Origin of the sequence: Mariniflexile sp. HMF6888, assembly GCF_044335535.1 — a bacterium.
Taxonomy (GTDB): domain Bacteria; phylum Bacteroidota; class Bacteroidia; order Flavobacteriales; family Flavobacteriaceae; genus Mariniflexile.
The window spans coordinates 563,039-577,089 of sequence record NZ_JBIQVZ010000002.1 but is presented as its reverse complement, the minus strand read 5'-3'; the positions used below and the strand labels follow the sequence as shown (position 1 = coordinate 577,089).

At 38.6% G+C, this 14,051-nt stretch carries 8 protein-coding genes; 7 read left to right on the top strand and 1 reads right to left on the bottom strand.

The features are described from left to right. Positions 1–2: 2 nt before the first annotated feature. A complete protein-coding gene (locus ACGLWY_RS07730) occupies positions 3–1,127 on the bottom strand; it encodes an SIS domain-containing protein (RefSeq protein ID WP_396619104.1) in 1,125 nt (374 codons plus the stop codon). A 508-nt stretch (positions 1,128–1,635) separates the two neighbouring features. Here ACGLWY_RS07730 and ACGLWY_RS07725 point away from each other — a divergent pair. The 7 genes from ACGLWY_RS07725 to ACGLWY_RS07695 all read left to right on the top strand — a co-directional run bounded on the left by ACGLWY_RS07725 (position 1,636) and on the right by ACGLWY_RS07695 (position 14,046). After that, positions 1,636–4,734 (top strand): SusC/RagA family TonB-linked outer membrane protein, encoded by a 3,099-nt coding sequence (locus ACGLWY_RS07725; protein ID WP_396619103.1) that lies wholly within the window; start codon positions 1,636–1,638, stop codon positions 4,732–4,734. Positions 4,735–4,752: 18 nt separating this feature from the next. Further along, positions 4,753–6,321: a SusD/RagB family nutrient-binding outer membrane lipoprotein gene (locus tag ACGLWY_RS07720; RefSeq protein ID WP_396619102.1), complete on the top strand. Its 1,569-nt coding sequence runs from the start codon at positions 4,753–4,755 to the stop codon at positions 6,319–6,321. A gap of 199 nt (positions 6,322–6,520) precedes the next feature. After that, the gene (locus ACGLWY_RS07715; protein WP_396619101.1) at positions 6,521–7,786 is read left to right on the top strand and encodes a hypothetical protein; all 1,266 of its coding nucleotides are present in this window, start codon (positions 6,521–6,523) and stop codon (positions 7,784–7,786) included. Further along, on the top strand, positions 7,786–9,021 hold the full coding sequence (locus ACGLWY_RS07710) for a hypothetical protein (protein WP_396619100.1): 1,236 nt from the start codon (positions 7,786–7,788) through the stop codon (positions 9,019–9,021). The genes ACGLWY_RS07715 and ACGLWY_RS07710 overlap by 1 nt, the downstream gene beginning before the upstream one ends. A gap of 11 nt (positions 9,022–9,032) precedes the next feature. Next, positions 9,033–10,967, top strand: a complete 1,935-nt coding sequence (locus tag ACGLWY_RS07705; RefSeq protein WP_396619099.1) for a hypothetical protein — start codon at positions 9,033–9,035, stop codon at positions 10,965–10,967. Positions 10,968–11,332: 365 nt separating this feature from the next. Beyond that, positions 11,333–13,012, top strand: coding sequence for a prolyl oligopeptidase family serine peptidase (locus ACGLWY_RS07700; protein WP_396619098.1), 1,680 nt, complete (start codon positions 11,333–11,335; stop codon positions 13,010–13,012). A gap of 116 nt (positions 13,013–13,128) precedes the next feature. After that, positions 13,129–14,046 carry a DMT family transporter gene (locus tag ACGLWY_RS07695; RefSeq protein WP_396619097.1) on the top strand — a complete coding sequence of 306 codons (918 nt, stop codon included), beginning with the start codon at positions 13,129–13,131 and terminating at the stop codon, positions 14,044–14,046. The last annotated feature ends 5 nt before the right edge of the window (positions 14,047–14,051 follow it).

Sequence of the window (14,051 nt, the reverse complement as noted above, 5' to 3'; positions counted from 1 at the left end):
GCTTATGTGTTGTATATTGTTACCCCCTGTACTATTCTGTTGATGGTTCCGTTTGTGGAGGGGTTGTCTGGATTCAGGTCTAAGCGTAAGGATGAGTATAGGCCTAATAGTTGGCCGACTATTGCAAATGGTACTATTGCGAGTTCTGAATAGTTCTTTGTTCTTTCGCAAATGGCGAAAGAATTTATTGCGTCGAATCCTTCCCTGTTGTTGACGCTAATGGATTTGATGTTTCTGTGGTCTTTAGATATTTTTTTGACCAAGTCTCTTTCATATTTGTATGTGTGATTATCGTTTGAAAACAGATAAACCATTAAGGTGTTTTCATTCATGACTGCCATTGGGCCATGTCTAAATCCTAAAAAGGAATCGAATTTGCAAATAATTTGACCGTTGGTTAATTCTTGAAGCTTTAAGTGGCATTCTCTAGCAATTCCCAGTAAGGGGCCTGATCCTAGAAAAACTGCCCTGTGGAATTTCTCCGAGCAGATTTCTTTAATTAACGGTGCTTTTTTTAAGATTTCTTTACCTAGCCATATCATGTCATCAATCTCTTTCTCTTTGTTTTCTATGCCATTTGTTTCCCATAAAAGTAATAGGCAAATTAGCATAGAGGTGAAGCTTCCGGTCATGGCCAAGCTTTTGTCATTGGCCTCTACAGGAAGGATGATTTTATAAAACGAATTAGGATTGGATGTTGAGCAGTTCGCTAAATGGCCGGATTTATCACAAGTTATTATTAAATGGTAAACTTCAGTGCAAAATCGTTCCGCTAAAGAAAAGACTTCTGAGCTTTCGGGGCTATTGCCTGATCTTGCAATGGAAACTAGGAGTATGGGCTTTTTTGTTATTGCAAAGACTTTGTATTCTGTTGTTAGGTCGGTAGTAGCAATAGCTTGGGTGATTTTGCCTGTTTTGAGCTCAATTATGCTTTGGGCGGCTTCACCAATAAAGGCTGATGACCCTGCGCCTGTTAAAATAATTCTTAAATCATTTATTTTAAGTATAGGGTCAAGAAATTGATGAATCTCGTCCTTTTGAAGTATGAGCATGTCGAATACCTTTTTCCAAAGTATTGGTTGTCCAAAAATTTCGTTAACCGTATAAGATTCTTTTGTATTGTCCAAATTGATGGTGCTTTGATTGTTAAATAAATTAGAGGTTTGATTATTTTAAAGGTTTAAATCAAGTTTTCATAAACTAATAGTTGTAAAAAATTACATTTCACAAATTAAAAACAATTAAACGAAATAAAAAAATTTACGAAAACATATTTTTGTGTTAAATATTTTAACAATGTAAATCTATATCTAAGATTGGATTCTTAGATAGTCTAATTTGATGGTTTAATTAAAATGCGATCTAATTATATGTAAAGCACTGTATTAAAGAGTTATGTATATTATAGGTATTGTTGTATTGAAAAAAAGAAATCATTTATTTGTGTAAATTTGTGAGTACTTGCTCTATTGTAATCGCAAAGTATACGATGAAAAATAGAACAAATCATATTTTAAAAATATAAAAAAGTTAGAAAACGAAAGAAAAAAAGTTACGTATAATATGTTTATATGTTTTTTTTATTATATTAGCGAAATATTTAAATGAATTTTATTAACTATAAACAACCAATACATGAAAAAAATTTATTTAGCAGCATTGATTTGTTTCGTTGTCAACTCAGATTTATTGGGTATGAGTGATATTTCCATGCGGGAATGTCTGGCCATTGATACAGTTCAAGGTTTTTTAGTAAAAGGGAATATCTCAGATGAGAAAGGGGTCCCTTTGGCTGGAGCAACCGTAATTGAAGCAGGTACAACTAACGGTGTATCTACTGACTTTGAAGGTAATTTTGAAATTACTGTAAAGAATACCACTGCGATATTAGTCGTAAGTTATTTAGGTTACAAAACCCAAAACTTCAGTGTTGATTCGGAATTTTTGGAAATAAAGTTATTGCCTGATTCAGCCTTACTTGATGAGGTTGTAGTTACTGCATTAGGTATCAGTAGGAAATCAAAGTCTTTAACCTATGCAACTCAAAAGGTTGAGGCTAAAGAGCTTACGGAAGTCCGAGACCCTAACAATATTGTCAATAGTTTTCAAGGTAAAGTGGCCAACGTTGTAATTACACAAAGCTCTGGTGGCGTGGGCAGTGGGGCCCGGGTTATTTTGAGAGGGAATAGCTCCATAGATGGGGACAACAGTGCACTGATCGTTGTGGATGGAGTGCCCAATACTATGGCGACCAACATCAATCCAGATGATATTGAGTCCATTAACGTACTTCGTGGTGCTTCAGCCGCCGCCCTTTATGGAAGCCAAGCAGGTAATGGCGCCATTATAATCACTACGAAGAAAGGGACTAAAGGAGGATTTAGGGTTGAAGTAAATTCCGGTCTCGTTTTAGAAACCCCTTTTGCACTACCGGACGTGCAAAATAAATATGGTCAGGGAAACAATGGAATAATAGATACCAATGTAGGTGATAGTTGGGGAGCATTGATGCAAGGCCAAGCATATACAAACCATCTTGGGGAAAGTGCCATCTATAGCCCGCAAACCAATAATATTCGTGACTTTTTCGCGACAGGCGTCAGTCTGAACAATTCGATCAGTGTTTCAGGTGGGTCTGAAAAAGTGCAGACCTATTTGTCCTACACAAACAGTCGGGTTGAGGGAATCATCCCTGAAAATGACTTATTGAGCCATACCACAAATCTGAGAATATCAAACACAATTAGTGACAAACTATCGGTAGATGCCAAGGTAACCTATTTCACCAGAAAGATAGACAATATGCCCAGGACAGGGGAAGGAAACACTCCGGTGTTGGACATATACCAGATTCCAAGGAGTTTGAGCAGCGAGGTTGCCAAACAATATGAAGCTTTTGATGCGTTGGGCATTGTAACCCCTGCAGCATGGCCGTCAACGGTTTCCAATGTCTATGGAAATCCCTATTGGGCAATTAAATATGATGTAAGAGATCAGAAACATGATCAGATTGTTGGGTATCTTGCCTTAAAATACAAGCCAGTCGATTGGTTGAGCATAACCGGAAGGGCCAATCTCGATAAATCTTTCCAAACTGTTGAGACAAGGGTGAACCAAGGAACATTTTCTTGGGCACGTCAACCGGGGGGGTATTACTCCCAATCAAAGTCAACTAATACCCAGACTTGGTTGGACTTGCTTTTGGAAGGAGAGAACAAGATCGTGGATGACCTTGTCATCAACTACCAAGCGGGAGCTATTTATCAAGATCGCGAATTCTCCGAGATTTCAAGTGTTGCCAATGGTCTGAACATCGCAAATAAATTTTCCATAAATTTTGCCACTGATGCGCAGAGCAGTTCACAAGGGAACAGGATACGGACAAACTCTTTGTTCGGACAGTTCAATTTAGCGTACAAGAACGAACTTTTCCTTGAAGGAAGTCTGAGAAACGATTGGGATTCACGATTATCCGCCCCACACTCCTTCCAATATTATTCATTGGGAGGGTCAGCGGTCCTTTCAGACATTTTATCCTTGCCAGAGGAAATAGACTTTCTTAAGCTGTACATTAGTTACGCCGAAGTGGGTAACGGGGGGCAATTTGGATTGCTCAAAAGCTCCTATTCTTATCGACCCGGAGTCGGAAATGGATATTTAAGCAGAAGTATAACCTTACCACTTCCCAATTTAAAACCGGAAATTGTACGAAGTAGGGAAATTGGACTGGAAAGCCGATTTTTCAATAACCGCCTCGGCTTCAATCTGACATATTACCGCAGCAACTCCTTCAATCAGTTGCTTCTGATAAACCTTCCAAGTGGAACAGGTTATCAAAACCAATACATTAATGCTGGAAATATTCAAAACAGCGGTGTTGAATTTGTACTCAACGGCACACCGATACTTACGGATAATTTTAAATGGGATATGGATTTCAACATATCGTTCAATAAAAATAAGGTAGTGGAGATCAGCGATGATCTTGATGTTGTGTACCAAGCTGGATTTATAGATTTTGGCGGACGACCACAGATCAAAACAGGAGGGAGTTATGGTGATCTTGTAGCTTGGGGCTGGAAAAGGGATGATTCTGGAAATTTGGTGGTAAGAGCCGATGGAACTCCTTTGACCACTCTTGTGAATGGCGAGCAACCTAAGGTAATCGGTAATTTCAATCCAGATGCCATGCTGGGGCTTACCAATACGTTCAAGTACAAAAACTTCTCATTAAGGGCATTGATTAATGGCCGTATCGGGGGTGAGATCATTTCAGGAACAGAACAGAACCTTTCCTTTAGCGGTATAACGGAAGCCACATCTTATTTCCGGGATGGCGGTTGGAACCTCGGAGGGGTCGATATTAATGGCCAACCGGTCAATGAGACCATAACTGCCCAACAATTTTGGAGAACAGCTTCCTTTAAGCGGTTTGGGGTTGGCGAATTCTTTGCCTATGATGCCACAAACATCAGAATGCGCGAAGTTACCTTGGGATATCAGTTTCCCTTGGAGTCCAAGCTAATAAAGTCAATGAAAGTATCATTGGTGGGAAGAAACCTTTTCTGGATATACAGAGGAAAAGCTTTGTTGGACATCCCAGGTGTTCCCGATCGCAAGCTTTGGTTCGACCCAGATGTCAGCCTCTTTAACGGAAATGGCTTCCAGGGAATTGAATACGGTGCTTTCCCATCCACAAGAAGCCTTGGCCTCAACTTAAATATCACCTTTTAATATAAAAATTGCAAAATCATGAGAAACTATTATAAAGTTACCATCTCGTTTCCGGCCATACTATGGGCCATCGGACTCATCATGCTGAGTTATTCTTGCACATCGGATTTTGAAGAAATCAATACTGACAAAAACTCGGTAGCCACAATTGGACCAGCTGAATTACCTTTCCTTTTTACGAGGGCCTTAGCAGCTATTGTCCAAAATAACCAAGTAACCCAAAACCTCTATTCGGATCAATATGCGCAGTATTTTGCAAACACCACGACATATTTCCCTACGGACAGGTATGTGATAGATTTTAGTTGGCTTCAGGGACTATGGAATCTTCAATATACCACAATAGTACCCCAGTTGCAAACAATTTTTGAGGCAACAGATCCGGATTCGGCAGAATATGCCCTGGCCAACATCTGGTGGGTCTATACGTTTCACCGGGTAACGGACTATTGGGGGCCTATCCCATATTCCTCCGCGGGCATTCCAGGGAATTCCGTACCATACGATTCGCAGGAAGTGGTCTATGATGATTTCTTTAAGCGATTGGATGCAGCGGTCAATTCTCTTTCAAGCAAGACAGGCGAAGTGCCTTTCGGAAGTTTTGATGTTATGTTCCACGGAGATGCAAACAAATGGATCAAATTTGCCAACTCCCTTAGATTGCGACTTGCGGTAAGGATCTCCAATGTAGATCCTGCCCGGGCCAAATCGGAGGCCGAAGCAGCTTATAATGCTGGTGTGATGGAAACAAGTCCTGATGATGATGCCCGTACAGAACGAAATAACCTCGATTTTAATGCCCTCTCTCGAATGTCTGGATGGAATGAGTTCCGTATGTCGGCCAGTATGGAATCTGCCTTAAAAGGATTTGATGACCCTCGGATTTCGGAATATTTTACCCCTGCCTTGGAAACGGGCACTTATGAAGGACTCCGTAACGGATTGTCTACAGCCCAGGTAACCGAGCCTGAAAATAAAATTAACGCCAATTCACGCACAGGACCAAGATGGGCTGCCCCAGCTTTTGGGGGGATTCCGGAGTATTTGTCCACACCGGACATTGTAATGAGTGCTGCCGAAAGTTATTTTCTCAGGGCCGAAGGTGCCCTCTTGGGATGGAATATGGGAGGTACGGCCAAAGACCTTTACAATGAAGGAATTACACAGTCCATGAATCAATGGGGTGTTACTGATAGTGGGGTTGTGGATGCATACATTAACAGTGCAAATACGCCCATTGCTCCGGAGGATTATCTTGATTCGCCCGCCTTGTCCATGGTCCCTGTAAAATTTGACGAAGTGGATGAAGCTGTTCAAAAAGAACAGATAGACATCCAAAAATGGATTGCCCTCTTCCCCGACGGATGGGAAGCATGGTCTAGCAACAGAAAAAATAGGTATTTGAAACTCTATCCAGTTGCCAATTCAGATAACCCAGATATTACGGATCCCGGTACGCAATATATCAGAAGGGTTCCATTCTTGATCTCTGAATATGAAACAAATGCAGGGGAAATGGATCAAGCCATACAGTTTTTGAATGGACCGGATAAAATTACGACACCGTTGTGGTGGGATAAAAATTAAAATCAATAAAATAGATAACCGGTTGTTTTTTAATAACTGGTTATTTATTTTAATTTTATATTTATTGTAAACAAAAGGAGTAGGGGAGATTGTTTTGCAGGATAAAAACTTCAAAGGTGCAACCTTTAAGAGTTACATTATTGTAATTTAAGAGTGAGTTAATTTAAATCAAAATTTGTTAAGAAAACAATGCTAAAGAATGATTACTAAATCCAAAAGTAACCGTAGTCTATTTTTATGTGGTATCAAGCAGGTTGAATATTCAATGTTATTATTTGTTTGCCTAGTAACTGCATTTACGACGTTGATTGCGCAGAATAAAAAAATTAGTGACAAGAACATTACATTTATAGACTACCCCGATTTTCCCGAGGCACATTCTACTTGGGGATCTATTGGTTATAATGACGTCTTCAATACAGTGTATATAGGGGTTACTAATCATAAAGACAATATTGGGCTTTATGAATATGATGTTTCTAAAAACTTAATGAACTTGAAAGGGTTTGTTAAGGATTTAGCTCATTTAAGACCTTTTCAATGGCAGGGTAAGATTCATTCTAAAATTGTTTCTGGTATTGATGGATCTGTCTATTTTTCAACAGACGGAGGTGAAGCAAGGGAGGAATATTTGATGAACCACCCGCATGGTTATAATGGCGGCTATTTCATGAAATGGGATCCTAAAACAAATGCGCTAACCAACTTAGGTTATGGGTTGCCTTATGAAAGTATAAAGGATGTAGCTATAAATCCTTACGAGAACATACTCTATGGGGTTTCATATCCACAGGCACACTTTTTGGTTTTTGATATAAAGAACAACATCATGAAAGATATGGGGCGTTTGGCAAGTTCACATGTGCCAAGAGTCCTCTTTACCGACCAATGGGGAAATTGCTATTATGTGGACTGGAGGCAGCGCCTTGTCAAATATGAAAAGAAAACGAAGGAACTAGTATTTGCAGAACATAGTTTGCCCGCTTTTGAAGGTACACCGGGCTACAAGATTATTACGGGGATTACGGCTTTTGCAAAAGATCAAAACAAAGAAGTTATCTATTTGATTACTTATGGTGCAAAAGTAATTTCTTTCAAACCCCAGCAAGAAGGTATTGGAGAGGTTCAGGACCTAGGTGGAGTCTTTGAGAAAGGAGTAACAAATAAATGGGATCCTTATGTGCCCAACTTAAATATTGGAAACAATGGAAAGTTGTATTATTTTATAGGTGGTCATGGAAATTATATTAAAAAAGATTCTTGTGTTTTGGTAGAATTGGATCCCTTGTCGAATACAAGAAAAATCATATATGAATTCCCCGTGGAAATAGTGTCGGAAGTCACTGGATCAAATATAAAAGACAAGGAAGGGAATCTTTATTTTGCAGGAAGGAAAAAGAGCGAAGGACTAGAGGCTTCCCGCCCCTTTATGATCAAGTTTAATCCTGAAAAAGAAGTTCAATAATGAAAAAAACAGCTCTTAATTATTTCATAGTAGCAGGTGTTTGTATGTGTTACGGAACCCTATTTGCACAATTTAAGTTTTTTAATCCAAAGGAAAGTTTTGCTATTGAAACCTCATTGCCAAATACAAAATTAATTAGAATGCCCATGTACCGTAATGCAATTACTTCATTAGCGGTCAAAGGGGATTATATTTTGGGTGGTACTAATGCACATGATGGCCTTACACCTTTTATTTTTACTGCATCATTACAAATGAAAAGTATGGTTCATTTGTATGACTTAAATGAAAAGGTAAAAGGACAACGAGGAATTATTACTGGTTTTAATAAAGGTGGTACCAATATTTTTTATGCGGGTACTATGGCGCTTAAGGAAAATGATGGTAGTCCTGGTAGCGGTCATTTAATTCAAGTTGAGGTAAATGAAGATGGAACTCTGAACGTCCAAGATTTGGGTAGCCCCATCCCGGGAGAAAGTATATTTTCAATGTTATGCAATGCAGACGGAACCTTGCTATATGGTATAACCTATCCATCGGGAATATTCTATAAGTACAATGTTAAAACCAATGAGATAAAGGAATATAAGGATTTGATACCGAGTGATAAAGATTTGGAAACCTTGAAATCGCATGCTATCCTCCCTGAAAATTACTTAGGAAAGGCATTGATAGAGGACGACAAGGGCTTTATTTACGGGAGTTTACCCATTAACAAAATTTTTAGGTTTGATCCACAAAAGGAGTCCTTTGAAATTTTGGATTCTGAAATTCCTGAAGTTTGGGGAAGACGCGCTCTAGGTCAAATAGAATCTTGGGCAAAAGCTAAGGATGGTACCCTATATGGAGGAAATACTGGTGATGGTCAGCTCTTCATATTAAATCCCCAAACGTTAAAAATAAAAAACTTAGGTAAGCCAATTATGATGAACCGACTTAAAGGGCTCACTTTTGCCAAAGACGGAAAATTATATGGTATTGCCGGAGGACCTCCAGGGTATTCCCATTTGTTCTCTTATGATGAACTTAATGAAGGTTTTCATGACATGGGTAATCCAGAATTTGAAATGGTTGCCCCTGGTATTGAACAAGGAATTCTTTGGCGCGGGTTTAGGTTGGAAACAATTACTGCTTCAGAGGATGGAAAGTACATTATCATGGGAGAAGATGAAGACCTCAGTCAATTGCTGATATTCGCAGTTGGGGAAGTAGAACCTGGTAGAATTGGATTTTAAAAATGCTTTAAATGTATAGGATTTTAAAAATAGTGGCTCTTCTCGCATTGGTCATTGCTTGTCGTAAACCCATAATTGAAGGTGAACAAACCCCATGGCAAATAAGTGCGTTGCCCAATTCGGTAAGATTAAACCCGGTAACCAACGAAATTATAGAGTATCAATATCAAGCAGATAAAAGTAATCAAGAGCCAAGGAAAAACCTTTTGGAAAGAAATTGGATATTTGATGGCGATACTGTGAGACTGAAAGGTGCAAGGGGTGAATATATTTCCTTTCAGTTGGTTATTTCTAATCGTCAGGATACAGAACTGACTGGACTCAAGGTTGAAATGAGTCCATTTATAAGAAATAATATACCCTTGAATGTTCCGCCCGAACTATTCCTTGAGTGGTCGCTAGCTATCAAGACAACTAGTACGGGATATCCAAAAGCTACTCTCGGGACGGGGTGGTATCCAGATGCCTTGATTCCTTTAAAATATATTCAACAAGATTCTACTGAAGTTAGAGGACGATGGGTATATCCATTTACTTTACCTGATTTTAACAATCGTATTGAAGGTCAAAAATCCCAGATAGTGTGGGTTGATCAGTATATTCCTTTTGAGAAAGAGAAGGCAGAGCCAGGCACATATACTACAGAGGTTACTGTAACAATAGATGGGGTAGGCCAACAAATACCCGTCAAAATTGATGTTTGGGATTTTGCCATACCCAAAGCGAACCATTTCAAGGCAAGTTTGCAGCAAGAAGGATTTTTGAGTGGATTGGATGAAGAACAGGAATTGGCAATATATCAGCTTTTTAAACGAAATCGTATTTCATTGATGGATCCTACTTATTCTCCTGCTCTTAAAGTTGACAAAAATGGAACGACACATGTTGTTTGGGATGATTTTGATGCTAGACTTAAAAAATACTTAACAGGAGAAGCCTTCACGGAAGCCATGGGTTACAAGTTTGGCCCAGGATATGGCGAGCCAACAGAAACGTTTGTACTTCCCTTTGATGTTTATGGAAAACATGGTACTAAAGGATGGCCTAACATTGGAAAACCGGATGTTGAAAGAAATCCAAAGAATATTGCCTTGTATAAGAAAGTTATAAAAGAAGTACACGATCATCTTGTACCCATTGTTGATCTAAATAAAACAGATTTAATTGTATATCTTAACGGTCTTGACGAATCCTATTTTCCAGAAGCATGGGATAGAATGGTGTACTTTGGAAAGATATTTAAGGACATGTATCCTGAGGCACAGTTTAGAGTTGATGGTGCTTATAATGAAGAAGCCATGGCAGTAATCAGAAATTCTATTAGCGCTTGGGCAGTCCATACCATTAATTACAATCATGGTGAGGTTAAAAAATATCGAGATTTAGGCATTAAAGATTGGCTCTATGGTCCATTGCTCTATGAGAGTAAGGTGAATAGTTGGGTTGGTAGTACTACTTTTATTGATTTGCCATTGGTGAACGATAGAGCCATAAGTTGGAGCTGTTGGAAGTATAACACTTATTCTTGGCTTAGTTGGGGGATTGGTGCCGGTTGGGAAAATGGGTGGTACGATCCGGAATCTTGGAAAGACTTTTATAAAGAAGCTTCAGAAGCTGATGCAGAATTTTCATATCGAAAGTTTAATGGTAACGGATCATTAATCTATAAGCCGGGCATAGTTCCTAATATTAGTGAGGCTTGTCCATCAATAAGGCTTAAAACGATGCGAAATGGAGTTCAAGAGTATGAATATTTACGATTGCTTACAAAATTGGATGGCAATTCGGATAGGGCAGATGCCCTTGTAAACAAACTTGTTAATGAACCTTTTGGCGATCATGCTATTGGTAATTTAAAGGTTTGGAGCTTTGATCCACAGTTGTGGGACGAACAGAGATTGCATCTTGGTGATATGATTCATCAGTTAGTCAAAAATAAGAAGTAGGGATGTTTTGGGTTTGCCCAATCACGCATTGAATGAAGTAGTCTAGACAAAGTATACATTATACAAAAGAAAATGTTATAGTAGTTTTGAGCGTTTTAAAAACAGAATTAAGATTTACGGTAGAGGATCTATATAAAATTGAAGATATTGGATCCCCCCTGATTTCACCTAGCAATGGCGAACATATTGTTTATGGGGTAAGCAAGGCACAAAGTGCCAATACTCCCAAAAAGAACATTGTTAAACTAGTTTCGCTAAAAGATGGTAAAGCTCACTCTATAGATGATGGAACTCCACATTGTTGGTCTCCTGATGGTCTGGAATTTCTTTATGAATCAGAGGATGGTGATTTGCAGATTTACAACATGAAAACCAAGGTTACGCGGTTTTTAACCAAACGTAACCATTCAGCACATTTTATTGACCATTTAGAAAAAAAGAATGTTGTCTGGTCACCAGATGGAAGATACATTGCCTACACACATGCAGAGTCTACCGATATTTCATCAAATAATCAAGGGGTTCGGGTAATCAATAGACTTTTATATAAAACCAAGGGGGGAAGAAGTCGTTCATTCTACAATGATAATCTCTTAACACATGTTTATATTATACGGTCAGATGGAGGAATTCCGCAAAAGTTAACTCAAGGAGATTTTAACAACCATTCAATTGCTTGGTCTCCAGACAGTACCCATATTGCGTTTATTAGTAATCGTTCTGCTGATGAAGACGACAATCAATTTAATGATCTATGGAAAGTAGATATCGCTGGAAAGAAAACTACAAGACTAACTAAGGAGTTCGGCACTGCCTTTCAGCCTATTTGGTCTCCAGATGGGGCTTATATTGCTTATCTTGCTGTTTCTGACTTGATAAGTACCAATGATAGTTTGGGGGCCGATACACATATTCAATTGGTCCCTGCCGATGGAGGAAAATCAGAATATTTGACTAAATCTCTGGATAGAAGGATTGAAAACATTTGCTGGCATCCAAATAGTAAAGATATTTATTTTACGGCCGGCAACCAAGGCATTACATCTATATACGCCGTTTCCATAATATCCCTGGAAATCAATGTAATAATAGATGATAATGGCTGCATTCATAACTATAGTCTACATCCTAATGGTGTGGATTTTGCTTACACTTGTTCAAATGTTACTCACCCAGCTAAGCTATATCTAAGTAAGGACTTTAGAAAAACACGTATAACCATAAGCCAAGAAAATAACGAATGGCTGGAACAAACCACAATGGTCGAGGCCGAGACTTTATGGTTCAACAGTTTTGATGGCACTCGGGTTCAAGGGTGGCTCCTAAAGCCGATTGATTTCAATCCTGAAAAAACCTACCCCTTGATTTTGGTCATTCATGGTGGGCCTCACAATATGTTCGGTCACGAATTTGATATTAGAATGCAATTGTTAACAAATGCTGGTTATGGGGTACTGTATATCAATCCACGAGGTAGTCATGGTTATGGTCAAAAGTTTAGTTATGGAAATATAAGAGATTGGGGAGGGGGCGATTACCAAGATTTAATGTTGGGGCTTGATGAGACCTTGCGGGTAAATAAATGGATTAATGCAGATTTGTTAGGTGTAACGGGACAAAGCTATGGAGGGTATATGGTCAATTGGATTATTACTCAGACCAACCGTTTTAAAGCTGCTGTAACCGACGGTGGTATTTGCAATCTAATAAGTTTTGCCGGAACTTCTCTTTATCATTCCTTAATTGAATCAGAATTTCGAGGTAAGGCCTATGATAACTATGAATTGCTTTGGCATTGTTCGCCAATAAGAAACATAACCAATGCAAGTACTCCTACTTTAATTCTTCATGGGGAAATAGATAATGAAGTGCCCTTATCTCAAGGAGATGAAATGTTTGTGGCACTTAAAAAGTGTAAGGTTGAGACAGAGTATGTCCAATATTTAGGGGAAGGACACGGTTGGAGACCAGAATTAACTTGTGAGAACCAACGGGATTTAAATCGAAGAATAATAGATTGGTTCGATCGATTTATTGTGCTTTAAGCTAATGGAAATCAGATTTTTACTTTTTGATCTGAAGTATAAAATAGAGAACCCAAGGGCTATTACTTAACAAATGAATGAAAATGAATCTATATTATTAATTTGAAACTATTGGTATGAGGCTTAAAAACAATTGGTTACTATTTATAATTTTCCATGTTCTGTTTATGGGGGTTTGGGGAGCATTGATTGAAATTCCTGAAAAAAATGGCTTTCCTGCAACTTTGGGTTATGTGGTATGGGCATTAACTATGGTTCCCGCTGCTATCATTGCTCTAAAAATCAATAACTGGAAACTGCAAACAAATTCAAGCTCAATATTTTGGGGGTGTTTAACAGGTTTTCTAGGAGCACTGGGTCAATTGGTATTATTTATCACTCTAAAAATTGCGCCAGCATATTTGGTCTTTCCTTTACTCTCATTAACCCCAGTTGTGACCATTCTTATGGCCGTCGTTTTATTAAAGGAAAAAACAGGCCCTATTGGTTGGATAGGTATTGTCGTTGCATTACTTGCAATAGTAATGCTTTCTTATCAGCCTGAAAGTGATGCTACTGTTGATGGTTATTTATGGATGGTATTGACTGCTGTACCCTTACTGGCATGGGGAAGTCAAGGTTATGTAATGCGTTTTGCGAATAAAAAAATGTCTGCAGAAAGTTTGTTTTTTTATATGATGATCTCATCTCTATTGCTTATTCCGGTTGCTTTATGGATGACTAATTTTGATGAACCCATTAATTATGGTATAGATGGTCCTTGGTTGGCTGGATCCATACAAATATTAAACGCCTTTGGAGCTCTTTTTCTGGTCTATGCTTTCCGATATGGAAAAGCTATAATTGTTGCGCCCATGACTACAGCACTTTCCCCTGTATTGACTGTAGCGCTCTCATTGGCTATATATTCTGTAATTCCCCATAACATTATTATTGGTGGTATGGTACTGTCTATTGTTGCTGCCTTTTTAATGGGGGTTGAGGAGACACATGTTGATGAAACTAAGACAGAGGAAGAACTCTCTATAAAATAACGTTA

What these genes read in the sequence shown, in the direction of transcription:
- ACGLWY_RS07725 (WP_396619103.1), top strand. Translation starts at nt 1,636, where the DNA reads ATGAAAAAAATTTATTTAGCAGCATTGATTTGTTTCGTTGTCAACTCA.
- ACGLWY_RS07720 (WP_396619102.1), top strand. Translation starts at nt 4,753, where the DNA reads ATGAGAAACTATTATAAAGTTACCATCTCGTTTCCGGCCATACTATGG.
- ACGLWY_RS07695 (WP_396619097.1), top strand. Translation starts at nt 13,129, where the DNA reads ATGAGGCTTAAAAACAATTGGTTACTATTTATAATTTTCCATGTTCTG.
- ACGLWY_RS07710 (WP_396619100.1), top strand. Translation starts at nt 7,786, where the DNA reads ATGAAAAAAACAGCTCTTAATTATTTCATAGTAGCAGGTGTTTGTATG.
- ACGLWY_RS07715 (WP_396619101.1), top strand. Translation starts at nt 6,521, where the DNA reads ATGATTACTAAATCCAAAAGTAACCGTAGTCTATTTTTATGTGGTATC.
- ACGLWY_RS07705 (WP_396619099.1), top strand. Translation starts at nt 9,033, where the DNA reads ATGTATAGGATTTTAAAAATAGTGGCTCTTCTCGCATTGGTCATTGCT.
- ACGLWY_RS07700 (WP_396619098.1), top strand. Translation starts at nt 11,333, where the DNA reads ATGAAAACCAAGGTTACGCGGTTTTTAACCAAACGTAACCATTCAGCA.